Here is a 25263-nt window from a genome sequence, read left to right as displayed (position 1 = left end):
CCCCTTATGCATGTGATCCCCAAAGATGGCCGGTCAGTTCCTGACCCGGTCAGAGGTGACTTTTTGCCCGCAGAGGGCCGAAACGTCGATGAAAATATCTACTGGCACCGCCGGATAGCGTCAGGAGAAGTGACCGTCAAGGCCGCAGAACCTGAAGAAACCGCACTACCGGCACCCATCGTTCAACCTGAGCAGAAGGCCAAAAAACAATGAATTTTAACAACATCCCTAATGATTTACGGGTGCCGTTGTTCTTTGCCGAAATGGACAACAGCGCGGCGAATACGGCACAAGACAGTGGGCCTTCGCTCATTATCGCCCACGCGCTGGCAACCAGTTCGATTGAAAAGAATACGCTCGTCATTATGCCGTCGGCAGATCGGGCGGGGCAGGTGGCCGGTCGGGGTAGCCAGCTAGCCCGAATGGTGGCAGCTTACCGGGCTGTCGATCCCTTTGGTGAATTGTGGGTAGTTGCTGTCCCTGAAGTAGCGAGCACACCAGCAACCGGCACACTCACTGTCACCGGTACCGCGCAAGCCTCTGGCACATTGTCGATTTATATCGGCTCTGTCCGAGTTCAAGTCGTGGTTACTGCGCTGGATACTCCGGCGATTATCGGTACCAGTATCGCTGCAGCGGTTAATGCTCTGCTTGATTTGCCGGTTACCGCAGTTGCGGCGGCGGGTGTTGTCACCCTTACAGCCAAAAACAGCGGCTTAACCGGTAACGGTTTGCCTATCAGCCTGAACTATCGCGGTACTGTCGGCGGTGAGCAGAATCCATCCGGCGTGAATGTTGCGATTGTTCCAATGGCTGGCGGTGCCGGTGCTCCGGTACTGTCTGCAACCATTGCCACCTTAGGCGATGAATTGTTTGATTTTATCGCTTTCCCGTTCAATGACTCAGCATCACTGGCCACTATTGGCAAAGAGATGAACGACGATACCGGGCGCTGGAGTTGGTCACGGCAGTTATATGGCCATGTGTATACCGCCAAGGTGGGGGATTTGTCGGATCTGGTTGCTTTTGGTGCCACATTCAACGATCCACATCTAACAATCGCCGGGTATGAAACTGGCGTGCAGATGGCAACGGATGAGCTGATTGCGGCGCGAACAGCGCGTAATTCGGTGTTCATTCGTAATGATCCGGCACGACCAACGCAAACCGGCTTGCTGAATGGCGCATTACCGGCCCCGGTGGGTACGCGTTTCATTCTGTCAGAGCAACAATCGCTGTTAACTCATGGCATCGCCACGGCTTATAGCGAGGGCGGGGTGTTGCGTATTCAGCGCGATATCACCACTTATCAGAAAAATACCTACGGCAATGCCGATAACAGTTTCCTTGATAGTGAGACGCTGCATACCAGCGCCTATGTGTTGCGCCGGTTAAAGTCGGTTATCACCAGCAAATATCCACGGCATAAGCTGGCTAACGATGGCACTCGCTTCGGTGCAGGTCAGGCGATTGTCACACCTAAGGTGATCCGTGGGGAATTGCTTTCCATTTATCGCCAATTGGAGCGCGCGGGCATTGTTGAGAACTTTGACCTGTTCAATCAATACCTGATTGTTGAACGCAACGCTGATAACCCTAACCGGCTTGATGTGCTGTTCCCACCTGATTATGTCAACCAACTGCGAGTATTCGCAGTGCTTAATCAGTTCCGTCTGCAATATAGCGAAGAGGTGGCCTAAATGGCTCGAATTGGCGGCACGTGCTTTTTCAAAATTGATGGTCAGCAATTATCTCTGACCGGCGGCATTGAGGTGCCAATGAACACAGCGGTGAAAGATGATGTGATCGGGCTGGATGGCTCAGTGGATTACAAAGAAACCCACCGCGCGCCCTATACCAAAGGGACATTTAAAGTCCCGAAAGACTACCCCATCAGCAAGATCACCTCAGCAGATAACATGACCATTACCAGTGAGCTGGCGAACGGTCAGGTATATGTACTTTCCAGCGGCTGGTTGCATGGCGAAGCGAACCATAATGCCGAAGAGGGTACGGTAGATATGGAATTCCACGGGCAAGAGGGCTTTTACCAATGATTGTGACATTAACCAAAGAAATAACCGTTGGTGGTGAGAAGGTCAAAGAGTTAAATATTCGCGCACCTGAATATGATGAAATTGCCAAGTTTGGCATGCCGTTCTCTTACTCGGATAACGGCAGCGCTAAAATTGACATGAGTTGTACGCTGGCATATTTACCGGTACTGGCCGACATTCCCCCTTCATCAGCCAAGCAACTATTGCCGAAAGACCTGATCACCATCTCAATGCAGATCGTCGGTTTTTTTACGGCATCAGAAGTGTCGGTGAGCTAACTAGCCGCATTTATAACATTGCCTATTTTTGGCGAATGAATCCCCTTACCGTCATGGCTTGCCCTCTATCCAAAATATTTGAGATGGAGGCGCAGGCTGAACGCATTAATACGGAGCTGAGTAATGTCAGATAGTTTTCAGTTAAAGGCGATTATTACTGGCGTCAATAAGTTATCTCCGGCGTTGACGACTATGCAGAAGGATCTGCGTAAGTTTAAGGGGGAATTTAAAGACGTCATGCAAAGTGTGGCAATGATGGGCGCGGCCATTGGTGGTGCTTTCATTATTCCGATCAACCAGGCAATGGAATTTGAATCCTCCATGGCTGATGTGCGCAAGGTTGTTGACTTTGATACTCCCGCCCAGTTTAAGGAGATGGGCGAGGATATATTGAAGCTTTCTACTGAATTGCCAATGGCAGCGGATGGAATAGCTGCCATCGTTGCTGCAGGTGGTCAAGCAGGTATTGCCCGCGCCGATCTGAAAGCTTTTGCGACTGATGCGGTGAAGATGGGTATTGCTTTCGATCAGACGGCAGAAGAGTCCGGCCAGATGATGGCACAATGGAGAACAGCATTTAAACTGACTCAAAGTGAAGTGGTAACACTGTCAGATAAAGTTAACTACCTGGGTAATACCGGCCCTGCGAATGCGGCGAAAATATCTGAAATTGTGACTCGAATTGGCCCGCTCGGCAGTGTGGCAGGGCTTGCATCTGGGGAAATAGCCGCAATGGGGGCGACTATCGCTGGGATGGGGGTAGAGTCTGAAATAGCTTCAACAGGCATTAAAAACTTTATGTTGTCTCTTACCTCAGGGACAGGTAAAGGATCAAAAGGGAAAGTATTAAAAGCTATAAAAATAGATCCTAAGCAACTAGCTGCGGATATGCAAAAAGACTCCAAAACCGCTATTTTAAAGGTGTTGGACTCTGTCGCTAAATTACCCAAAGCTAAGCAGGCTGCTGCACTGGAAGCACTATTTGGTAGAGAGTCACTAGGTGCTATAGCGCCTCTCTTAACGAATATGGGTTTACTGAGGGAGAATTTTAATAAAGTTGCAGATGCTCAGGTTTATGCCGGTTCAATGCAAAAAGAATACGAATCCAGAGCGGCAACTACGGCCAACGCAGTTCAATTACTGAAGAACCAATTAGAGATTGCCAGTATTACGCTCGGGGATATGTTCCTGCCCTATATTACCGAGGGTACTAAAGAGCTTAAACATTTATTAGAGCAGTTTCGGCAATGGGTTAAGGCTAATCCTGAATTAATAAAGACAGTTTTTAAATTGGGGGTTTATTTAATTTCTGTTGCCACTGGCGTTACAGCGGTAACGAAAGCGATCGGTATTATGAACTTCGTCACCAAAATGTCACCGCTGGGTAAGTTACTTACGCTGCTGATCGGTGCAGGTGCGTTGATTGTGGCTAACTGGGATACGGTGGGACCGGTATTTAAGGATGTATGGAACCAGATTAAGCCTATCGTCGATATGGTGGGTGGCTGGGAAGGCGTAATGAAAGGGCTTGCTCTGTATATGGCCGGTGATTTTGCTTTCTCATTTTTGAAAGGAATTAACGCTGGTGGTGCAGGCGTCAGAGGGCTTAATGGTGCACTAAAAACGCTCATTTCTTATGGTGGGCAAATGGTCACTATTGGTGTGATCATTAGCTTATTTAAGCAACTGGATGACCTAAGTAAAGAGTCTCAGTCCACCAATAAATCCAAAGGGGACATTCTGGTTGATAAGCTAAATAAAGGGGAGCAGGACAGAGGCTATACAGGGTTTATTCCCCGCATGAAAGAGCTGCTAAATATGGACGGCAGTCAAAATTCTAAGGTGCCATTAGCCTCGGCTCGACATCAGGCAATCAATGGGGAAATTACTGTAAAGTTTGATAATGCGCCTCCAAATATGGCCGTTGTCAGCACTACAACCAATCAGTCAGGTTTTGGTGTGGGCTATGATGTTGGCTATAGCCGTTTCGCTAATAAGTAATTAATTCCCTATAGACCCACTTCGGTGGGTTTTTTTATGCCCGGAGAATGTATGAGCTGGAAAGATAAGCTATTACCGGCCTCGTTTCGGGGTGTGCCATTTAAAATTCAAGAGAATGAGGCCACTTTCGGGCGCCGGACACAAACCCACGAATATCCCAACCGCGACAAGCCTTATTCCGAGGATTTGGGGCGGGTGACGCGGCGCGATACTATTTCAGCCTATCTAATTGGCGACGATTACCCGGCACAGCGCGATCAGCTGATCACAGCCATTAATCAGGCTGGACCAGGGAAACTGATTCACCCGCAGTACGGCGAGTTAAATGTTTGTATAGGCGGTGAGGTCAGGGTTGGACACAGCGCGGCAGATGGCCGCATGTGTACCATCAGCTTCAACTTTGTCGAAGCCGGTGAACTCTCTTTTCCGACTTCCGGCATTGCCACTGGACAGAAGCTGGTTTCTTCCTGTGATGCGATGACCGATTGTGTCACTGATGCGTTTGGGAAGGATTTCGGGCTGGATGGCATGGCCGACTTTATCCAGAACGGCGTTATCAGCGATGCCAGCGACATGATGAACACGGCGATCAAAGCTTTTGACGGCGTTAATTCTGCTATTGCTGATGCGGGACGATTGTTGGATGGTGATCTGTCTGTGCTGCTGATGCCACCCAGCTCCGGTATGAATTTCGTTAATAGGCTGCAGCGTATGTGGCGTTCGGGTAATAGTCTGCTGGGTAACAGTGACAACATTATCAACAAAATTAAGGGGCTTAGTGGGTTTACTGTCGGTCGTGATCTGGCTCCGCATGGGGTATGGAAAACGGACAGTAAGACCATTCAGACCCAAACCGCACAGCGAAACGTAGTTGCTCAGGCCATCCGTACCACCGCACTGACTGAAGCCGCACAGAGCGTGTCTGATTTACCGCAGACCCGTCCGGCATTGACAGCAACAGTAACCCCACAAGCACAACTGCCGCTAGTTACTCATCCGGCGGTAACGTCTCTCAGCGACGCTGTAGCCGTTATCCCACCAGTGACTTATGAGTCATTAACTGAGATCCGCGACACACTGAATACAGCTATTGATCAGGAGCTGCTACGTGTGACGGATGATGCTTTGTTCCTGGCTATCAATACCGTTCGCGCTGATGTGAACCGCGATATCAGTATGCGGCTCGAGCAGATAGAAAAAACCACTTTCCGAACGCCAGATGAAGTGCTGCCCGCACTGGTACTGGCGGCTGACTGGTATGACTCAGCCGCGCGTGAAACTGACATTATCGGTCGCAACAAAATCACCCATCCCGGCTTTGTGCCAGTGAAAACACTACAGGTACCTATTCGATGAATAATGATGTCACGTTGCGGGTAAATGGCCGTGAGTGGGTAGGGTGGACCTCTGTCTCTATCTCAGCAGGTATCGAGCGATTGGCCCGCGACTTTAATGTAGAAATCACCCGCCAATGGCCCGGCAGTGAAGAGGCCGGACACCTCCAGCCGCGAGTGAAAAAGGGCGATCAGGTCACAGTGTTGATTGGCACTGACCTGGTGGTCACCGGCTATATCGATGCCACACCTGTGCGGTATGACGCCCGCTCAGTATCGGTGGGCATTGTCGGTCGCAGTAAAACAGAAGACTTGATCGACTGCGCCGCACTGATAACTCAATTTACCGGCCGATCTTTTATCCAGATAGCGACCCAGCTTGCCGCGCCATTTGGTGTGTCAGTGGTCAATGCCGGTGTGGAAAACACACCCATGCAGGGGTTGCAGGTTGATTACGGCGAAACTGTGGTGGATGTGCTCGATAAGATGATGGGCATCCAGCAAGTGCTGGCCTATGACAATCCAGCGGGCGCACTGGTTATTGGTCCTGTGGGCGCTTCACGTACCGTCACTGCCCTGGTACTGGGTGAAAATATTATCTCCTGCGACACAGAACAGAGCATTAAAGACCGTTTTTCTGAATATGTGGTTGCCGGACAACGGTCGGGCAATGACGACGACTTCGGTGAGGCGACCACCAATGCGATCCGGGCTAAAACCGTTGACGGTGGCGTGAATCGCTATCGTCCCATGGTTATCAAACAGAGCGGTAATGCGACTGGCTCCACGGTGATTGAACGCAGCCAGTTTGAAATGCTACGGCGGGCGGCACGCACTGATGAAGTGACCTATACGGTGCAGGGCTGGCGCCAGGGTAACGGTGACTTGTGGTCACCCAATCAACTGGTGACGGTGTTTGATCCAGTGCTTGGTTTTAACAACCGCGAAATGCTGATAGCAGAGGTGACTTACAGCAAAAACGAGCAGGGAACAATCACCCAGTTACGTGTTGGCCCGCCCGATGCTTACCTACCAAAACCTCCCAACCCAAACAAGCGACGCAAAAAAGCCGAAGAGGACGAATTCTAATGAGTAGATTACTCGGGGGTTTGCAGCGCGGGATATCCAATATGTTGGTTCGCGCTGTGGTTCGCCGCCTCAATTCCAGCAGTAAAAATCAGATGCTGCAAATCCAGATGATAGCGGATGAGTTAAAAGACAACATCGAACATCTGGAGCCTTATGGTTTCACCAGCGCCGCACATACTGGCGCGGAAGCGTTCGCTGCTTTCCCTGATGGTGACCGCTCTCACGGTGTGGTGTTGGTAGTTGCTGATCGCCGGTACCGGATTAAGGGGTTAAAGGATGGGGAGGTTGCCATTTACAGCGACGAAGGTGACAGCATTATTCTCAAGCGCGGTAACAAAATAGAGGTGAACACCAAGCAGTTTATTGTTAACGCGGAAGAAAAGGCGGTATTCAACACCCCGCTTATCGAAGCTAAAGGGGAGATAAAAGCAGTCGGTAACATTGAGTCTGAGGCTGACGTTAAAGATAAAACTGGCACCATGGAGGCTATGCGCGATCAGTTCAACGGGCATACTCACCCGCACGGCGAACCTAACACCGACGTTCCTAACCAGCAGATGGAGTAAACCATGATCCTGATAGTGAACGGCCAGCAACAATCAGTCTCCACACCAACGGACAATCTCACTCGCGCTGTGATTATTTCTCTGTTCACCTGGCGCCGCGCTGATCCGGATGATGATTCAGAGCAGCCTATGGGGTGGTGGGGTGACAGCTATCCCACCATACAAAATGACCGCATCGGCTCCCGCCTTTATCTACTCCAGCGCACCACGCTGACTAATAAGACGGTCGAACTGGCGCGGGGCTATTTGGAACAGGCATTAGCCTGGCTAAAAGATGACGGCGTAGTTTCACGAATAGCCATCAATGTTTTGCGGCGCGGTACCGAAATACTGACCGCAGAGATAACGCTGTACCGCAACGATGGCAATTCTCAGCTAATAACATTCGATGATTTATGGAGTGCACTCAATGGCTGACAGCGGATTTAACCGCCCGACACTTCCCCAACTCATAACCCAAATCCGCAGTGACCTTAATTCTCGATTCCAAACTGATGCAGTTCTTCGCCGTACCGACACCGAGGTTTATAGCCGGGTGCATGCGGCGGCCGTGCATACGGTTTACGGCTACATCGATTATCTGGCCCGCAACCTATTACCGGATCAGTGTGATGAGGATTGGTTAGCGCAGCATGGGAATATGAAGCGATGCCCACGTAAGCAACCATCAACGGCGGCCGGTTTTGTACGCTGGGAAGGGGTAACTAACGACATTGAAGTTCCCGCCGGCAGAATTATTCAGCGAGATGATTTGCAGGAGTACACCACCACGGCAGCAGCGACATCTGTTGCGGGTGTTCTGCGGGTGCCGGTGATTTGTTCAGTCGCTGGCACTTTGGGGAATACAGATGATGGTATCGGCATGGTGCTGACTCAGCCGATTAACGGCCTGCCATCGTCAGCGGTGGCGGATAGTATAGAGGGTGGCGCTGATATTGAGCCGGTAGAGGAGTGGCGGGCGCGGATCATTGAGCGGTGGTATTACACCCCACAGGGCGGTGCGGATGGTGATTATATTATCTGGGCGAAAGAGGTGCCTGGCGTTACCCGCGCGTGGACTTACCGCCACTGGATGGGGACCGGTACTGTCGGTGTGATGGTGGCCAACAGCGATTTAGAAAACCCGATCCCAGATAATGCGGTAGTGACCGCCGTCCGTGATCACCTTTTACCGCTAGCGCCAGTGGCGGGAGCCAGTCTCTACACCTTCCCGCCGGTTGCCAAAGTGGTGCCGTTCCATATTCGGCTCACGCCAGATACTGCCGAAGTGCGTTATGCAGTGGTGGCAGAATTACGCGCCATGTTTATGCGTGATGGCGTGCCTGGTGGCACGTTGGATCATTCGCGCATCAATGAGGCCATTAGTATTGCGACTGGCGAATACAAACACGTCCTTGTCAGTCCTACTGACGATATACCGCTGGCTGCCACTGAATTGCCTATTGTGGGAGAACTGACGTGGACCTAACAGACGGCTATGCCAAATTATTAAAAAACCTCTTGCCCCGCGGTCCGGCATGGGAGGGAGATGATCCCCTACTGTTGGGGCTGGCTCCGTCATATTCCCGCGTACATCAGCGCGGGGATAGTCTGATGGTGGAGATTGACCCACGCACTACCACCGAGTTGATCGACCGTTATGAACAGTTAACCGGCTTACCCGATTCCTGTGCGCCAGCAGGCGTGCAGACCTTAGCCCAACGTCAGCAACGACTTGACGCAAAAATCAATATTATCGGTGGGATTAACAAGAGTTTCTATCTGGCACAATTGGCAGCGCTGGGTTACCCGGATGCCACCATTACCCAGTTTGAAAGTGATATTTTTCGCTGCACATCCACCTGTGTTGATTCGCTTTATTCGGAAGAATGGCGCTACTGGTGGCAGGTCAACATGCCGACCGCCACACAGATCACCGATATGACTTGCGTCTCACTGTGTACCGATAGCCTGAGAACGTGGGGCGACACTACCGCCGAATGCGTCATTAACAAACTTTGCCCCTCACACACCTACGTGACTTTCTTATATCTGGAGTAACCCTTTATGCATCGCATTGATACCCCCTCCGCGCAAATTGATAAATTTGGCGTGGGTAAGAACGGCTTTACGCGCGGTAACCCACAAACCGGCGTACCGGCTACGGCTTTGGATGATGATTATTTTGATGCTATTCAGGAGGAGATCGCTGGGGTTGTTGAATCCACTGGTGTGGTGCTTGATAAATCCAACAGAACTCAGTTATTGACAGCATTGAAAAAACTTTTTCTTCGAACAAGTAATAATTTCTCTGAAATTGCGGCGGCTGGTTCAGCGGCAGTAACTGCTGCTCTTGCAAACCTTGGCTTAAGCGATGTAGCCCATCTTCCACAATTAACCGGTGTTATTGGCACATCACGCAATGCCCGAATGAGTGTTACTGCAGCATCAGCAACAGCCACTTTTACGGCAGATGAATTAATCGTGCAAACGGCGTTAGGTGGGCGTCAGTATAAGCTTACCAACTTCAACAAAATAATTAACCTTGCCACTAATGGCGCTGGTGGTATGGATACCGGCACCGTTCCGGCTGCGGGCTTTGTGGCTCTGTATGCGATTTATAACCCAACAACTCAAGTTTCTGCATTGCTTGCAGTTAATGCTACGTCAGTGCTGGTCCCAGAGGTGTATGGCGGGGCTAATATGCCATCAGGTTATACGGCGTCCGCGTTGGTCAGTGTGTGGCGAACTGCAAGCAGCCAGTTTACTGTCGGGTATCAGTTAGACCGTTCTATTTCATTCCCTAGAATAACTGTACTGACTACAACAACAGGAACGACACCGCTACTGCCAATAAATATGCCCAATTACTTACCTATAAATGCTAAGTATTGCAGCGTAGATGGCGCATTGGGGACATCTACTAATGGCGTTGTTGGTATGGCATTTTCATCGTCTCTTTCTGGTATCGCTTGGCGGGCAAGCGCAATGACCACTACGGCAGGTTATGGGTCAACATATACAGCTATGAATATCCCGGTAATCACTGCACAAACCATTTATTACTCTGCTAATGCAACGGTTGGCACATTAAGCAATTTTGCATCTAATTTAGTTGATTATGTATTTTAACTCGGGAGTTATATGGGTATTTTATATGTGCAATTTTCTGATGGAACAGAAACAGTAATTATTAGCTGGTTCTGTTGCCAACAATCATCGGAATATTACCATTTATTAGGAGAGGTTTATGCAAATGACCTAAGATATATTACATATTTTGAATCCCTTCCTGAGTGGTTAAAACCACTCTTACCACAACCTATATATCTGTAAAGTTACCGGGCATTTCTGCCCGGTCATTATTTGAAGATATTACCATGCATCTTAAGGTATTCAATGCCAAATTGATGCGATGAGTAATCAGTTAAATGTGACCAATCTCGATAAACGGGGTAGCCGTCAATATCCGTCCTGCATACGCCAGTAGAACATTGAAGTTCATACATGTTTATTAAGATCAATTCAGGGAATTTGGCTTTTAACCTTAAAAACATTTGATCAATCCATTTTCTATATTGATCGTTATCATAATTGCTATCGAAGTCACACGTAGAGTGTAATAGTTCTCTAGACTTATATTCTCTCATTACACAAGAATTTTGTTGTATTTTTGCAAGATAGAATGGATTTTGGTTTTTGTATGCATCAAATATTCCAATGATAATAATTGGTCTAGCGTTGCTATTGATTATTTTAGTTATGGAGCTTTCAAGTCCTTTCTCTAGCTTTTCCTTTGCTTCGCTGGTGTTGGCATGATTTTCATTGCTAATATATCGCCCCCACGTTTGACTTATAATTACATACTGATAAAGCCCTTTTTTGATTTTATTGTAATTTTCATTAGTTCTATTTGTACATATATTTTTTTCAGATTGCTCATCACCTTCCACAGCTAAACACCCACCAAGTGAACTTGAATCTAATGATATACTCTCATCCCCAATGATGGATTTCAAAAATTGCCAAGAATGATCAGAGTATGAGTCCCCCATGACAATCGCGGATTTTTTTGCACCCACATTAAAGTGACAGTTAAGCATTATTAGACTTAAGTTTTCTACATTGCATTCATTTCTAATTCTATCAATCCAATTGTATTGAATTGTTTTATTATGAACCAAGTTCATATAGTTGCTACCTAATCGCGATGGAATGCCACTGGTAACTTTACTTTTATGGCTCAGGGTGGACACAAGGATATATGGTATTAGCACTAAAACTATTAAAGTTTTCCATAAGGATAATGAGTTTTTTCTTCTGAAAAAAGTTTCAACATAACGATACGAGACAATAGCAAGTAAGAATGATAAAAGTAATGCTAATAAAATAACACTCCATGTTTCTTCTATATTTAAGTTTCTAATAAATGCTAGTACCGGCCAATGCCAAATATAAAGAGAGTATGATATCAACCCAACGAATACTATTGGTTTTATTGATAATATTTTTGTTGCAAATCCTTTATTTTTTGAACCACCCAAATATATTAAAATGGCAGAACTTAAACATACAGATAGTGCATATTTATTTGGGTAAAAATCTAAAACTCCGCCTCTCATCCCTATAGCGACAATAATTGCAATACAAGCAATGCCAATGATGGAGTTTAACCATTGCGGAATTCGGTCTACTTTTAACGAGCCAATAACAGCTAAAGATGATCCTATAAGCATCTCAAAAATGCGGCCAGAAAAGCTATAGTAATACTTCAGTGAGTTTTTATCGTTGAAGATAAAAGACAAGGTTTTACTCTCATCTATTTCTTTTATTTGTATTGCAAGAGAGCCAAAGTGAATGCCTATTATCATTAGAGCTGTAAGTGGTAATATCCAATATGTCCATTTTTTAATGTTAAGTAATTTAAAAAATATAAACATTAAAAAAGGTAACAATAAATACCATTGCCATTCTACAGACAATGACCATGTATGCAATAAAGGCATAATGTTCACATTATCTGTAAAATATCCGTTATTTAAGTTGGAAAAATAATCGTTTGATAAAAATGAGGATGCGTATCTAAGACTGTTGGTATATTTTAAATAATCATCAGGAAGGTATGTCAGTGTGGTTATTATTGTCACTACAATTATTAAAGTAATAAAAACAGGTTGCAATCTCCACAATCTTCTTTTGAAGAAATCAATGAATGAAAAATTACCTTTTTCTAATCCAGTTTTTATCCCTAAAGTTATCAAATATCCTGATATCACGAAAAACACATCAACGCCAACAAATCCAGAATTAACACCGAAGATTTTAGCATGAAAAAATAAAACAAGTATTACAGCTATCGCCCTTAACCCATCAATATCAGGTCGGTATTTGGGGTGTGACAAGTGAGGGGTGATTTCTTTCATTGTTTTTTTGAATGCCTTTTCAAATCGCTAGAATTTTGTTGCATAAATTTCATTTATTTTATGAAATTAGATAATGCAATACTAAGCGACTAGTTACGACTCTTCAAGGTTTTCCAGCTATGCCTAAGGCTGAAACCAATCATCAGCACTTTCCCACATATCCTTGAAAATCTCTTCGTCAGTTTTCTTATCTTCTTCGAAGATCCAGAGGCTTGCAAAAAACTTTCGTTTTCTTACTTCACAAGAATGTCCCTACAATTTATGCTGTATGTATATACAGTTAATAATGGATGTGAATGATGATTTTTTACCCACTCTCTCCGCTTCGTGAAATCGTTCCCATCCCGTTGTTTAACGAGACTATCCCCGCTGGTTTCCCTAGTCCCGCGGCGGATTATGTCGAACGGCCACTGGATTTGAATGAACTATGCATTGCTCATCCTGCTGCAACTTACTTTGTGCGAGTGTCGGGTAATTCAATGACCGGGGCCGGTATCTATGACGGGTCATTACTTGTTGTCGATCGCAGTATCACAGCCCAACATGGCGATATTATTATCGCTGCTGTCGGAGGGGAGTTCACAGTAAAAAAGCTGTGCTTACATCCTGTTATTCAGCTTGAAGCCATGAACCCAGATTATGCACCCATTGTTTTGAGTGATGGCGGGGACGATTTAGAAACATTTGGTGTTGTGAAATACGTTATTAACGATGCTGCAAATGTTTGCCCTCGCTGACGTAAACTCGTTTTATGCGAGTTGTGAGTCTGTATTCCGGCCAGACTTACAGGGGAAACCGATAGTCGTCCTTTCAAACAACGATGGCTGTGTGATAGCTCGTAGCCGCGAGGCCAAATTGCTCGACATTAAAATGGGTGAACCCTATTTCAAAATGCGTAATCTGATCCAGCAACATTGTGTGATTACATTCAGCAGTAACTATGAGCTTTACGCTGATATGTCTAACCGGGTCATGACGGTACTGGAAGCCATGTCACCGGCTACAGAAATATACTCAATCGATGAAGCATTCTTGAACGTGTCCGGGGTCAAGAATTGTATGAGCCTTGATCAGTTTGGCCGTGATGTACGCCAGCGGGTATTGCAGTGGACCGGTCTCACTGTTGGAGTAGGGATAGCTCAAACTAAAACCCTGGCTAAACTGGCAAACCATGCGGCTAAGCTGTGGAGTCAAACCGGTGGTGTGCTGGATTTATCAGATCCCATCAGGCAGCGTAAGTTACTCGCGATAACGCCGGTACAGGACATATGGGGTATTGGCCGTCGCATTGGTAAAAAGCTCAATCAACTGGGCATCACCACGGCATTACAGCTTGCAGATACAAACTCTCAATTTGTGCGTAAAAACTTCAATGTAGTGTTAGAGCGAACGGTTAGAGAACTTAACGGCGAGCAATGCCTGGAGCTTGAAGAGTTCGCCCCAACAAAACAGCAGATAGTTTGTAGTCGGTCCTTTGGGGAGCGTATTACCAGCTATCAGGATATGCGCGAAGCTATCTGCGGATATGCTGTCCGTGCGGCTGAGAAGTTGCGCGGCGAGCATCAATACTGCCGACATATATCAGCTTTTATCAAAACCAGCCCGTTCGCACTCAATGAGTCTTACTACGGCAACATAGTGAGCACTAAGCTTCATATCCCCACTCAGGACTCGCGTGACATCATTGCCGCCGCAGCAGGCTGTCTCGATGCGATCTGGAAAGAGGGCTATCGCTATCAAAAGGGTGGGGTGATGCTGGGTGATTTTTACAGCCAGGGTATAGCTCAACTGGGATTGTTCGATGATAACCAGCCCAAGGTTAACAGTGCAGCGCTTATGGCAGCGCTAGACGATATTAATAGGTCAGGCAAAGGAAAGGTGTGGTTTGCCGGACAAGGCATACAGAAAGCATGGCAGATGAAACGAGAGATGCTATCGCCAGCTTACACTACCCGGTGGTCTGAATTACCCGTTGCGCGATGATGATAACTAAAAGTATCGTCGGGGTTTCACCATTATTTCACCATTGTTTTACCATCACCAAATCCCACAAACAAAAAAACCAACCCTAACGGATTGGTTTTCTTTGGGATATTTGGTCGGCATGAGAGGATTTGAACCTCCGACCCCCGACACCCCATGACGGTGGTTCGCAGTAAAAATATTATTTACAAGTTACTTTTAATCCCTTGTGTTTTCTTCGCCATATTCTTCGATCTGATTTTCTAAATTGTTGATCTGTTACATATAATTAAATGCGAAGTTTGGCGAAAAAATCAGTTAACTTTATGAAAGAAAGAGATATTACCGGCGTTTTAAAATCCCTCGGCTTATGGCTGTGCGGGTTCAAGTCCCGCCCCGGGCACCATGGAAAATATTCTAAGTAAAACAAAGTAGTATGAGTATGTCGTTAACCGCCGAGAGGCGGTTTTTTTGTGCCTGAAATTTGAAAATGGCAACAGAGTGACTACAAAATGACTACATTGTGTCTACGGCACTTTTTACACCCTCAAGGCTGCATCCAGTAGCAAGCACGATAAACCGCCAATTATCCCCAATAAGATATTAATTACGCCAAATTTTAATAATAAAAAAACCTGCAATTTGCAGGCTTCTTCAATTACATCCACAACACGCCTTGATTCCCTTTAGGGTGGGGCGGTACAGCATTAATTATTCCCGGCTCCATTATCGTATCAACGATTGTTTCATGGGTCTTAAAGGTTTTGCCGCAATTAATATTTGTGCACTGGTGATAGCGTTCTTTAGTTTCATCACTAAGGTAACGACTGGATCTCGCGTGTGCTGCAAATTTACAGCGTGGGCAATGCATCATATTTACCTCCGAAACTGCATATTCAGTAATTATGCTGATCTTATCACCAGTATTCGCATTTGTGAAATAAATATCAATTAGTTGAATTTTTACTGTTCGGTGGCCTCGTATGTTACATCCGACAACAAAACTTCGAGAGACAATTGGGTGGTGTAGCCGCTGTTGCTCAGGCTGTGCGATACCTTGCTGATTATCCAGTTCTGTTGGTCTATCACCGATTTAAAGCCGCTAACTGCAACAGGTGTTTCAGGAAATAAATCGGCGCGCCCCATGGCAAGAGTGATAGAGAACTCAGCAACACCGCGCTGTAACTTCTCCCATTTAGACTGGGCAGCGCGCATGGCAGCTTTTTGCGTGGCGTAAACCGTCGTGATAACAAAGACATTATCCTCAGCCCCCACCAGATAATCCCCTTGTTTTTCCTCTACCGGTTTTTTCTCTTTAGCCGCTTTAGTGCGGGTCGGCTTGGCTTTGGGGTGTTCCAGTGCGCGGAGCTGTTTAAACTTCGGCTTGCGCTTTAACTTAACCTTTTTCGGCTTGGCCGGTTTGGGGTCTTTGGTGTGCAACCAACTGGCACTCACACCGGTATACGCGCCCCGGTCAGCAATACTAAAGCTGTGCTGGTCGCCATCTTGTCGGGTGATCGTCATTTTAGGAATGGGTTTACCACTGGCAGTGACACCGCTGCCCGGCTTGATAAACAACAACCGCCCGGCTTTGACGGCGGCCACTGCGCCGTTAAGCGAGGCTAACCGGGTGATAAACTTGGCGTCAGTTTCTTGCGTCTGGTCGATATGAGAGATAGCGATATCCGCCAGCCCCTCGGCCAGCATCGCTTTCAGGTTGTTGCGCTCCGCCACTTGCGCCACGACTTTACCCAGCGTTGTCTCATGATAAGAGACTTCCCGCCGCGCATTGAGAGACCCCCGAAAATCGGCACTGCGGGCACGAATAGTCAGCGTATCGGGTGCGCCATGGTGCTCGACCTCATCCACGGTAAAATCACCCTTGCCAATCAGCGCCGACCCTTTCCAGCCCAAGAACACCGACAACACCGCGCCGCGTTCCGGCAAGGCGAGTTGGCCGTCAGCGTCATCCAGTTCGACATCAAGCTGGTCAGCTTCAAAGCCCCGGTTATCGGTCAGGCTCAGAGACAACAGCCGAGCGCGAATATTCTGCGTGATATCTTTCGCGTTAATCGTCAGCATATAGTCTGGGGCCATATCCGCCCCGGCCGGTAGAGACATGCCGGTCATCATAAGAATAATCCTCCGATAGCTGCCTGTGCTTTACCGGTCATGGCTGTCGCTTTACCCAGCAACTCGTCTGCCTGTTGTTTCATGTCGCCGAACATGGCCGTTAATGACTCGTCAACCCGCAACAGATTGAGGGTGAACTCAATGCGCCGGGCGCTACCATCTTCAAAAAACAGTGCGCCGGTCTGGCTCAGGCTCTCAATCACAAACATGCCATAAATCATGCCGCTCCCCTCAACCAACGGCCATGCTTTGCCTTGGTCGGCCATCGCCTCAAGGGCCAGCAATGAAAGACGTCCGCCGGTAAGTTCAGGCAGTAATACACCGGATAGCGTGATTTTTTCACTGTCTACGCCAAGAAATTGCGCGGACGGGCGCAAGCCTACCCGGCTATTCGTCGGCCAACGATAATCAATATTGCGGCCCATGCTTTGATAAGGCGTGGTCTGGCGCATAAAGACAAATAACCCCAGTGATAACATCATGATTAATCATTCTCCATCTGGCCGCGTTGGCGAGCGCGTTTGTTCCGTTCATTCTTGGCAAGGGCATCAACCATCATTCGTTCCGCATCCTGTCGGCTCATGCCCGGCGGAATAGTCATCTTGATATCATTGGTGGTGACACTGCTATCAACGATGGTGGTGCCGGTATGGGCGGTGACCGGCTGATAACCGCCGTACAACACACCGCCACTTGGCGAGTACCCGCCCGCGTAAGGGTTATCTTTCGGTACCTTATCGGCCAGTCCGTCTGACTTGGTATCAATGATGCCGAGTTTTTCCAGTACCCAGTCAATACCACTGCGCAGTGTGTTCAGCGCATCCATGGGCAGACTGAGCGCTGCCGCCAGCCCCTCGCCGAATAACTTGCCCGCATTGGTGGCTACGTCTAACGTTTCCTGCGTGGCTTTAACCGGTTTAATCAGGTCTGCGAACCAGTTTGAAAGCTGTTTCACCTTGTCACTAAACCAGTTGAATACCGGTTTAAGCGGTTCAAACGCAGCACTGACCGGCCCCATGGCAGCGATAAAGCCATCGGCTACACCAGCAATAAAGGCACTGATAGGCTCCCAGTATTTACGGATAAGCAGGCCACCGGCCACAATAGCCGCAACCACTGCCACTATCGGCCATGTCAGCGCCGTGAGCGCAGCAGCAATGGTTCCGGCCATCAGTGAAAAGCCAGTACTTAACAAACCGGCCCCGGCCAATAACAGGTTAAACCCGGCCATGACCGGCCATGCAATCAGCCCCAGCGCCCCCAATCCGGCAACCAGTACCAACGCCGCGCCAGTAACGGTGGTAATGGTGCTGACCAGCTCAGGGTTTTTCTTGGCCCATGCAGCCACATTAATCAGCCAGTCGGTTGCGGTTAGGGTCAGTTTGCGCAGTGCGGAGTCTTGCTTCTCAAACACCTCAATCTCTAAGTCTTCCCATGCCGAACTCAGGTTTTTCAGGTCGCCGTCAAGGTTATCCATTCTGACCGTGGCAATTGATTGCGCGGTGCCACCGGCCTGCATCAGCTTACTTCGTTTCTCTGCCAGCTTGCCGTTACCGGCAGCAGCCACCAGTTTCACCGCGCCTTTCATTGCCTCTTCACCGAATATCACTTTCAGATACTCGGCTTGCTGCGCGGTGCCTAACGTGTTCTTTTTAAACGAGCGGTCAATATCTTTGAGGATTTTCGCCACCGGCAACATATTGCCTTTGTCGTCGCGGGTCGTTATTCCCAGCTCTTTCAGTGCGGCCGGTGCTTGCCCGACAGGTGCTTGCAACCGACTAAACACCGCACTGGTACTGGTGCCCGCCATGCTGCCCTTGATACCGTTATCAGCCAGTACACCGAGTAACGCGGTGGTGTCTTCAATGCTGGCCCCGGCAGCCTCAGCAATAGGGGCCACATATTTCATGGCCTCACCCAGTTCTAACAGGTTGGTGTTTGAGCTGGTAAAGCCTTTCGCCATCACGTCCGACACGCGTTTAATCTGGTCTAACGGCAGGTTAAACGCCGATTGCATGTTGGTGACAATATCGGCCGCCTCGGCAATATCCACCCCGGACGCCAGCGACAGGTTAACCGTCGGTTCAGTCGCGGCCAGAATGGCGTTAGCGTCATAGCCAGAACGTGCCAGTGTGTCTTGGGTTCGCGCTACATCAGTCGGGGAAAAAGCGGTGGAGCCACCGATATCTCGCGCCTGTTGACGAATGGCGGTCAGCTTGGCGTCATTTTTATCCAGCCCTAAAATCGCCTGTGTGCCGGACATCTGGCTGTCAAACTCCATACCCGGTGCAACCAGTTTCGCTGCACCGTACAGCCCGGCAGTTGCTACGCCAAGACTCGCCGCGCTGGTATTACGCACGGTACTGGTGGCGGCTTTGCCTTGCTGGTAACGATTGCTGATACGATTGAGTTGCTCCTGTTTCAGGCTCAGGCGTTGCAGTTCTTGGCGCTGGCGACTCAGGGCAACAGTCGCCTCGGCGGCGCTACTGCGTAACCGGCGCTGTTCACTGCTCAGGTTTTTGGTGGCAATGCCGTCAGCGTTAAGGGCGTCGCGCTGACGCTGCACTGACTGGCGTAACCCGTTGTATTTGGTTTGCAGTTCAGACGCCGCGCGCTTGGCTCCCTCCATCAGTCGGGCTTGTTGAGCGGTGGGTTTCTCGGTGTTTTTAAAGGCGATAGCCAGCGCCGCCGCATCTTCTTTGGCTTTTTTCAGCGCCTGCCCGGTGACGGCCAGTTGGGCGCTGGCCTTGCGGAAACCGTCAATCTTCGCCGCCTGCGCATCAAGGGATTTGATGCTGCTTTGTGTGTTGCGAATATCCCCAGTGAGGGATTTACTGGCGGTTTGAATGGCTTTAAACGGGCGGGTGGCTTGGTCTACTGCTTTGAGCAATACCTGTAACTGTAAGTTCTTACTCATGATTTACGGCTCCACTGCGTAGTAAGGCTTTATGACGCCAGCGCACCAGCTCGGTGAGGCTCAAGGCCCAAAGCTCTGACGGCGGCCAGTGAAAAATGGCGGCAATATCCGCCATCAGGTCGTCAACTTCCAGTTTCGGGTCGAGCGTTACGCCCCCTGTTTCGGCGACAAAAAACCAATCACCTTGCCTGCCAGCGCCACTAAATCCGGCAATTCCAAGCGGCTGCATTCTGCGGCGGTCAGTGTCGGTGTCGTGATGCGGGGTAACACCACAATCAGCGCATCCACATCAGAATGAGCGACATCCGAGAGCCGCACCCCGCGCAGCGCCCCGGCATTGGGGCGGTAAACTTCGATTTCAGTAATCAGGGTGTCGCCACGCTTTAACGGGGTTTCCAGTACCACCACATTCTCGTTAACCTCGGCGGTGGTTTCAGTTTTAACAGTGAGTTTTTTCATGGTTTTTCCAATTCAGTCAGTAAGGGGCCAGCGGGTTAACACTGGCCGTCAGGGGTTAGCGGCCAATGGCCTTGCGTTGCGCTTCCAGCAGGTCTACGCCATTAACCATTTCAATCAGGTTAACCACGTCAATTTCCATTACCACCTTGCCGTCAATGGTCAGCTTGTAGTAGGTGCACTGGGTGGACACCTTGGTTTCGGTGTCTTCCCCTTGCTTGGATTCACCGCCATCAATCTCTTTATGGCGACCACGGATTTCGACTTCTACCGCTGTCACTTCGCCGGTATCGTCACGCTGATAAGCTCCCGCAAAGCGCAGCGGAACCCCGTCAACTTTAGGCGTCCCCCATTGCTGCAACACCAGCTCGTCGAGGCCACCCATCGACCACTCCATGGAAAGAGCGTCATCGTCCAGCCCCAAATCAATCGGCGCAACACCATTCATCCCGCCGCCCCGGTAGTTCTCCAGCTTGCGAGTCAGTTTTGGCAGGGTGATGGCGGACACTATCCCCATGTAATCCCGGCCATCGTTAAACAGGTTCATCAATTTCAGCTTACGTGGCAGTGCCATAAGTCAGTTTTCCTTAGCTGTTGACGGCGGCGGCAAAGTTCACCAAATATTTATCGGTGATACGCTGGCGCAGGGTTAAATCTTCCAGCGGTGGCACTGGGGTGTAGTCGTAATCGATAAACAGCTTGCCCGCTTTCAGAGTGTCTTTATCGTTGGCGCTGTCGTCATACCAGCAAGCGCCGTCAATAATCAGCCCGGCGGATTTCATTTCGCGGAATTTGGCGTTGATGCTGCCAATCATGTCTTTGACCAGCGTCGGGTGCATCGGGCGGTCTATCGCCCACAACTGCGCCTCGGCCATGGTGTCAGCCAAAATCTGCGCGGTACGGGTGTAGTTCTCAAAGGCAAACAGTGGGTCGTCAGAGCAGGTGCGCGAACCCCAAAACTTGAAGCCATCTTTGCGGATTAGCGTTGTTACGCAGGCTTGGTTTAGCAGGTCAGCATCAGTGCCGACGGTCTGCAAATCCCAGTAGACGCTGGCAGAGATACCGGTCACGCCATTTACGCCGACGTTAGACAGGGTTTTATGCCAGCCGGTATCGGTGTCAATCTTGGCACGCAGGCCAAGGGCGCGGGCGGTGGCATAAGCAATATCGGTACTGTTGGCGGTGGTGTTCCAGCTCAGGAAGTCCGGCCAAATCAACATCAACTCGCGTTGGCTGAAATTGTCACGGTACAAGATGGCTTCGGAAAGGGTCTTGCAACCGTAGGCGCTGATATAGGCAAAGGCGCGCAACTGCTGGCAGATACTCGCCAGTGCGGTAGACACCTCCTGATTATCCAGCCCCGGCACACCAAGAATGCGCGGGCGCACACCGGTGACTGATTGCGCATCTAACAGCGCTTTCATGCCAGTGTAGCGGCCGTTCTCGTCAGCACCGCCAATAATATTAGACGTGGTTTCGGCTTCATCTTTACCGGTAGCCACCCGCACCACAATCGTAACCGGGCGCGACTGTTCAGCAATCGCCAGCAATGACGCGGCCAGAGTGCCTTTTTTACCCGCTTTACCGGCAGCGGCGCGCACATCAGTAATCAGTACCGGGGTGTTGAGGGGGAATGCGGTTGCGTCAGCATCATCGCTGGTGCAGACCATACCGACAATGGCGGTGGAAATAGTGGAAATGACGCGCGTCCCCTCGTTGATTTCGAGAACGCGGACGCCGTGATGGTAATCACCCATGGGGTAACTCTCCGTTGGTTAAGGGTGAGAGTATGGTGACGACTTACCGCGCGGGGAGCGATTGATAGGGGATGTGTGGTAGCTGGTACAACGGAAAGGCATAAAAAATGCAGGCTGCATGAGTACATGGCGCAGTTTATGGCCGCAAGATTGCGGCCATATTTTTAGTCCGCCAGCATTGGGACTGGCAATCCATCCATCCACATATGTACTCTGTCATAAAAGACAGCCCACACTGGATCATCGGCTTCTACTTCACCCTGATTGGGGTAATTTTCTGGATCTTGTGGCTCGGCCAGATAAGCAATAATTTCTATTTTCTTTGAGTTGGAAAATTGAACAAGCATAGTCACCCCCTATAATTAAAATTCATATCCACGGTAAGACACGCTGTACGATCCAATGGTCGTGTTTGACATTGAATAATAAAGCCGTTGGGACTCGATAAGTGGCAGTGTTCCGGTGACCCCTGATGATGATGTTGTTCCACCTGTAGCCGCTGTCGTGCCAATCTGTGCAATCCCTGTTTGTGAAGAAAAGATACTCATACCGACACCCGATCCCGATGTTGTTTGACCGATTACCATCGAGACATCAACACAAATAGCATTAAGAGGGACTGTGGCGGATAAGTTTAAAGGGGTTACAGGTACTGTGCCGACGGTTGCGGCATAAGCGCTTACGGGCACAAGCGAGACATGCCGGCCAGAGAGAAAACCAATTTTCAGCAATGATGCCGCCACCCCCCAAACAGCAATGAGCGTTGATGCTGTGTAACCTGCTGGCAGGTTAGTACCGCCATAAACTTCAGGTGCAACTACTAATGTCGCATTTACAGCGAGTAATGCAGACGCTTGTGTAGATGGGTTGTAAATGACATATAACGCCACATATCCACTGACTGGTGCTGTACCCTCATCCATACCACCCGCACCGGCTATCGCTAAATTGATAGTTTTATTGACGTTGACTAACTTATATTGGTGTTCCCCCAATCCTTCCTGAACAATTAATTCACTGGCTGTGAAAGTTGCCGTTGCTGATGCTGCTGTAACACTCATTTTTGCATTGCGGGATGTGCCAACAACGCCGGTTAATTGCGGCATCTGCAAATATTGCGAGTGCGGGTTATCTGCTTTTTGGTGGTCATCTAATGCCTTAGCTGCATTATCGGCGACTGTTTTTACCGCTTTCGGCGTGGCGGCTAACACTTCGCTGTCGCTGGTTGTGGCACTGCTTAATTTCACAAAACCTTTTTCTGTCTTGCTGGCATCCGGGTGATTGCGTGATTTCTCATGCTCGGTGAGCAGGTCAGCGGCGTACTGCTTAACCTCAATTACCTTATCATCCACGTACTTGCGCGTAGCCAGCACCACTGACGGGTCGATTTTTAGCGTGACAGCAGCAGTGCTACTGACAATTAAAATCATCCGAATGGTTTGGGTGCGGCCGCTGCCCTCTTGCAGTTGCGGCTTATAAGTTTCGGCACAGTTGGCAATGGCAATCAAATCACCGTCTTTATCCAGTAAGCCAATTTCTCGAATCCACCACCCGCCCTCAGTCTCAGGGATAACCTGTTCAGCAATAATCTGACTGGTGTTAATCGGGTCAATGGTCAGCATGTTAAGGCCGGCGCGGCGCTGTTCATTCACCAGTTTGGTTTGTGCCGGGCTAGGGGTTGGCAGGGTTCCGCCACCATCCCCGACGGCCATTTGGGTAATCTCTAAGCGGGTGCCGAGCGCGGTGGCATTCGCCAGCTTGGCCGCGCCAATGTTGGTCAGTAAAGCAAAGAATCTCGCTGTCATGGGTTCACTCTCAGGTCATCGATAATGTGGATTGCGGCACTGGCGTAACCCTCGCCGGTCACGGTTATAGTTTCAGGTAAATACGGGTATACGGTCAGCTCATCACCGCTGTAACTACCAGCGGCGACATACAGCGGGCCGCTACTGTCGAGATTGATTGACAGGCCGACTAAGTGGCGGCTGCATGGCTTGGCGTCGTCTATCAGCCGCTCAAGCTCTTGATACATTTCTTCGGTAATGCCGGTTTCCAATACACCTACATCGAGGCGAAAGGTGCCGGGTGTCTCGTTGGTCTTCCACCACTCAATCACCTTGATGAGATAGCCGAGCGGCTCAACTACCCGGCGAATGGCGCCAATGGTGCCTTTGTGTTTGTGCACGTACTGCGAGGACTTCACCACCGCGCGCTTGGTGGCTTCCGGCCATTTCTCATCCCAGCGGTCCACCGACCACGCCCACGCCAGATAGGGCAGCAGGGGTAACGGGCAAGTGTCGGCGTTCCAGAGCTGGCGAATGGGTACCGGGGTATTCTCCAGTTCGGCACAGGCGCGCGCGGCGGCCACTTCCAGCACCGACGAACCAACAGGCAATAAACGGTCAGTCATCAGTTCCCCCAACAGTGATGGCACTGCCGGTGCAATAGGCCGCTTGGGTTTTATCCAGCACCACATCAGCCAGGGGGGCATTAATTACCGCCCGCTGCACCCCCTCAACATGCAGCGCGGCATAGAGTGCCGACAGGCGAATGTCACGACCAAGGCGGCGCTGTGCGGTGACAAAGGCGGTCAGTTTCTTCTCGGCCGCAATGCGTACCGGCTCAGCTTCCGGCCCCGGATGCAGATAGAGCACCGCGTCAATCTCATAATCTTCAATGCGGGCGGATTGCACCGTCACCCGGTCAGCCACTGGCCGCGTGTTCTCATCATTCAGCGCGGCCTCAACCACAGACAGCAGTTCGGCTGAGGCTTCGCCGTTGCCCTCACGCGATAACACCGTGACCGTGACACAAGCGGGTGTCGGACTGATTGCCGAGGCATCGGCCACACGGCCGTCAGCGCTTTTGGCGTGATATTCATACGCACCGGTTGGCCCGGCGACGCTTAAGCCCTCAAAGGCTTGCGGGATACGCACCCGGAAATCACTGTCAGATTCCATCACCGCGTCAATCGGCGGAATGGCGGCGGGGTCAGCCGGGATAATCACCAGCCGCTCAACGTTGTTATTTGCACCGAGCTGGTCTAAATCGCTGCCGACGGCATAGGCCACCATCACCGCGCGGGCCGCATCATTGACGCGCTGGCGTAATATCACTTCGCGGTAGGCGTTTTCCTGTAGCAACTTGACCAGCGGCTCCGACTCCAGCGACAACGTGCGGGCCACGGCGGCGCGCTGTTCTTCCGGGTAAAGAGATATCAGCGTGGCTTTACGCTCGGCCAGCAGGGTTTCATAGTCCAGTTCTTCCACCACAAACGGCGGCGGTAACAGGCTCAGGTCAATGGTTGCCAT

The 25263-nt window shown here is 49.7% G+C and carries 27 protein-coding genes; 14 read left to right on the top strand and 13 right to left on the bottom strand.

Translation table 11 applies throughout. The features are described from left to right. Positions 1–6: 6 nt before the first annotated feature. The 12 genes from V1953_RS12035 to V1953_RS11980 all read left to right on the top strand — a co-directional run bounded on the left by V1953_RS12035 (position 7) and on the right by V1953_RS11980 (position 10436). Positions 7–213 (top strand): DUF2635 domain-containing protein, encoded by a 207-nt coding sequence (locus tag V1953_RS12035; protein ID WP_049611652.1) that lies wholly within the window; start codon positions 7–9, stop codon positions 211–213. Beyond that, positions 210–1700 (top strand): phage tail sheath subtilisin-like domain-containing protein, encoded by a 1491-nt coding sequence (locus tag V1953_RS12030; protein WP_442850963.1) that lies wholly within the window; start codon positions 210–212, stop codon positions 1698–1700. Before V1953_RS12035 ends, V1953_RS12030 begins: the two co-directional genes overlap by 4 nt. Then, on the top strand, positions 1701–2057 hold the full coding sequence (locus tag V1953_RS12025; RefSeq protein WP_019081887.1) for a phage tail tube protein: 357 nt from the start codon (positions 1701–1703) through the stop codon (positions 2055–2057). After that, a complete protein-coding gene (locus V1953_RS12020) occupies positions 2054–2335 on the top strand; it encodes a phage tail assembly protein (protein WP_049611660.1) in 282 nt (93 codons plus the stop codon). Before V1953_RS12025 ends, V1953_RS12020 begins: the two co-directional genes overlap by 4 nt. A gap of 123 nt (positions 2336–2458) precedes the next feature. After that, a complete protein-coding gene (locus V1953_RS12015) occupies positions 2459–4336 on the top strand; it encodes a phage tail tape measure protein (protein ID WP_442850962.1) in 1878 nt (625 codons plus the stop codon). Positions 4337–4387: 51 nt separating this feature from the next. Beyond that, a complete protein-coding gene (locus V1953_RS12010; protein WP_442850961.1) occupies positions 4388–5692 on the top strand; it encodes a DNA circularization protein in 1305 nt (434 codons plus the stop codon). Beyond that, positions 5689–6759 carry a phage baseplate assembly protein gene (locus V1953_RS12005; RefSeq protein ID WP_442850960.1) on the top strand — a complete coding sequence of 357 codons (1071 nt, stop codon included), beginning with the start codon at positions 5689–5691 and terminating at the stop codon, positions 6757–6759. Before V1953_RS12010 ends, V1953_RS12005 begins: the two co-directional genes overlap by 4 nt. After that, positions 6759–7325, top strand: a complete 567-nt coding sequence (locus V1953_RS12000; protein WP_442850959.1) for a phage baseplate assembly protein V — start codon at positions 6759–6761, stop codon at positions 7323–7325. Before V1953_RS12005 ends, V1953_RS12000 begins: the two co-directional genes overlap by 1 nt. Before the next feature lie 3 nt (positions 7326–7328). Beyond that, positions 7329–7742, top strand: coding sequence for a phage GP46 family protein (locus V1953_RS11995; RefSeq protein ID WP_145514704.1), 414 nt, complete (start codon positions 7329–7331; stop codon positions 7740–7742). Beyond that, positions 7735–8793, top strand: a complete 1059-nt coding sequence (locus V1953_RS11990) for a baseplate J/gp47 family protein (protein ID WP_442850958.1) — start codon at positions 7735–7737, stop codon at positions 8791–8793. The genes V1953_RS11995 and V1953_RS11990 overlap by 8 nt, the downstream gene beginning before the upstream one ends. Then, a complete protein-coding gene (locus V1953_RS11985) occupies positions 8784–9365 on the top strand; it encodes a YmfQ family protein (protein ID WP_372558807.1) in 582 nt (193 codons plus the stop codon). The genes V1953_RS11990 and V1953_RS11985 overlap by 10 nt, the downstream gene beginning before the upstream one ends. A 6-nt stretch (positions 9366–9371) precedes the next feature. After that, complete coding sequence (locus tag V1953_RS11980) at positions 9372–10436, top strand: hypothetical protein (RefSeq protein ID WP_442850957.1); 1065 nt, start codon at positions 9372–9374, stop codon at positions 10434–10436. A gap of 230 nt (positions 10437–10666) precedes the next feature. Here V1953_RS11980 and V1953_RS11975 read toward each other — a convergent pair whose 3' ends face one another. Then, entirely contained in the window at positions 10667–12727 is a 2061-nt protein-coding gene (locus tag V1953_RS11975; RefSeq protein WP_442850956.1) for an acyltransferase family protein, read from the bottom strand. 299 nt (positions 12728–13026) lie between these two features. Between V1953_RS11975 and umuD the strand changes: the two genes are divergently transcribed. Together umuD and V1953_RS11965 are read left to right on the top strand one after the other, a co-directional pair. Then, positions 13027–13464, top strand: a complete 438-nt coding sequence (gene umuD / locus V1953_RS11970; RefSeq protein ID WP_442851319.1) for a translesion error-prone DNA polymerase V autoproteolytic subunit — start codon at positions 13027–13029, stop codon at positions 13462–13464. Continuing rightward, positions 13448–14710 (top strand): Y-family DNA polymerase, encoded by a 1263-nt coding sequence (locus V1953_RS11965; RefSeq protein WP_442850955.1) that lies wholly within the window; start codon positions 13448–13450, stop codon positions 14708–14710. The genes umuD and V1953_RS11965 overlap by 17 nt, the downstream gene beginning before the upstream one ends. Before the next feature lie 637 nt (positions 14711–15347). On the opposite strand, the gene V1953_RS11960 is transcribed toward V1953_RS11965, so the two are convergent. The 12 genes from V1953_RS11960 to V1953_RS11905 form a co-directional block, all read right to left on the bottom strand. Further along, positions 15348–15563: a DNA-binding transcriptional regulator gene (locus V1953_RS11960; protein ID WP_011192198.1), complete on the bottom strand. Its 216-nt coding sequence runs from the start codon at positions 15561–15563 to the stop codon at positions 15348–15350. A gap of 89 nt (positions 15564–15652) precedes the next feature. Continuing rightward, positions 15653–16822, bottom strand: a complete 1170-nt coding sequence (locus tag V1953_RS11955; protein WP_442850954.1) for a phage late control D family protein — start codon at positions 16820–16822, stop codon at positions 15653–15655. Then, the gene (locus V1953_RS11950; RefSeq protein ID WP_442850953.1) at positions 16819–17304 is read right to left on the bottom strand and encodes a phage tail protein; all 486 of its coding nucleotides are present in this window, start codon (positions 17302–17304) and stop codon (positions 16819–16821) included. The genes V1953_RS11955 and V1953_RS11950 overlap by 4 nt, the downstream gene beginning before the upstream one ends. Positions 17305–17306: 2 nt before the next feature. Then, positions 17307–19739 carry a phage tail tape measure protein gene (locus tag V1953_RS11945; RefSeq protein ID WP_442850952.1) on the bottom strand — a complete coding sequence of 811 codons (2433 nt, stop codon included), beginning with the start codon at positions 19737–19739 and terminating at the stop codon, positions 17307–17309. Further along, complete coding sequence (locus V1953_RS11940; protein ID WP_004875948.1) at positions 19732–19854, bottom strand: GpE family phage tail protein; 123 nt, start codon at positions 19852–19854, stop codon at positions 19732–19734. Before V1953_RS11940 ends, V1953_RS11945 begins: the two co-directional genes overlap by 8 nt. Before the next feature lie 32 nt (positions 19855–19886). Next, positions 19887–20198, bottom strand: a complete 312-nt coding sequence (locus tag V1953_RS11935; RefSeq protein WP_050297532.1) for a phage tail assembly protein — start codon at positions 20196–20198, stop codon at positions 19887–19889. A gap of 55 nt (positions 20199–20253) precedes the next feature. Then, positions 20254–20769, bottom strand: coding sequence for a phage major tail tube protein (locus V1953_RS11930; protein ID WP_050941465.1), 516 nt, complete (start codon positions 20767–20769; stop codon positions 20254–20256). Positions 20770–20782: 13 nt separating this feature from the next. Then, positions 20783–21952, bottom strand: a complete 1170-nt coding sequence (locus V1953_RS11925) for a phage tail sheath protein (RefSeq protein WP_442850951.1) — start codon at positions 21950–21952, stop codon at positions 20783–20785. A 164-nt stretch (positions 21953–22116) separates the two neighbouring features. Then, positions 22117–22299, bottom strand: a complete 183-nt coding sequence (locus V1953_RS11920) for a hypothetical protein (RefSeq protein ID WP_442850950.1) — start codon at positions 22297–22299, stop codon at positions 22117–22119. 15 nt (positions 22300–22314) lie between these two features. After that, positions 22315–23757 carry a phage tail protein gene (locus V1953_RS11915; RefSeq protein ID WP_442850949.1) on the bottom strand — a complete coding sequence of 481 codons (1443 nt, stop codon included), beginning with the start codon at positions 23755–23757 and terminating at the stop codon, positions 22315–22317. Continuing rightward, a complete protein-coding gene (locus tag V1953_RS11910; RefSeq protein WP_265534682.1) occupies positions 23754–24362 on the bottom strand; it encodes a phage tail protein I in 609 nt (202 codons plus the stop codon). Before V1953_RS11910 ends, V1953_RS11915 begins: the two co-directional genes overlap by 4 nt. Further along, the gene (locus V1953_RS11905; protein WP_442850948.1) at positions 24355–25263 is read right to left on the bottom strand and encodes a baseplate assembly protein; all 909 of its coding nucleotides are present in this window, start codon (positions 25261–25263) and stop codon (positions 24355–24357) included. The genes V1953_RS11910 and V1953_RS11905 overlap by 8 nt, the downstream gene beginning before the upstream one ends.

The sequence above is a fragment of the Yersinia sp. 2541 StPb PI genome (assembly GCF_052217145.1).
Taxonomy (GTDB): Bacteria; Pseudomonadota; Gammaproteobacteria; order Enterobacterales; family Enterobacteriaceae; genus Yersinia; species Yersinia enterocolitica_E.
Note: the sequence above shows the minus strand (reverse complement) of the source record. Positions and strands in the feature narration are given on the sequence as shown.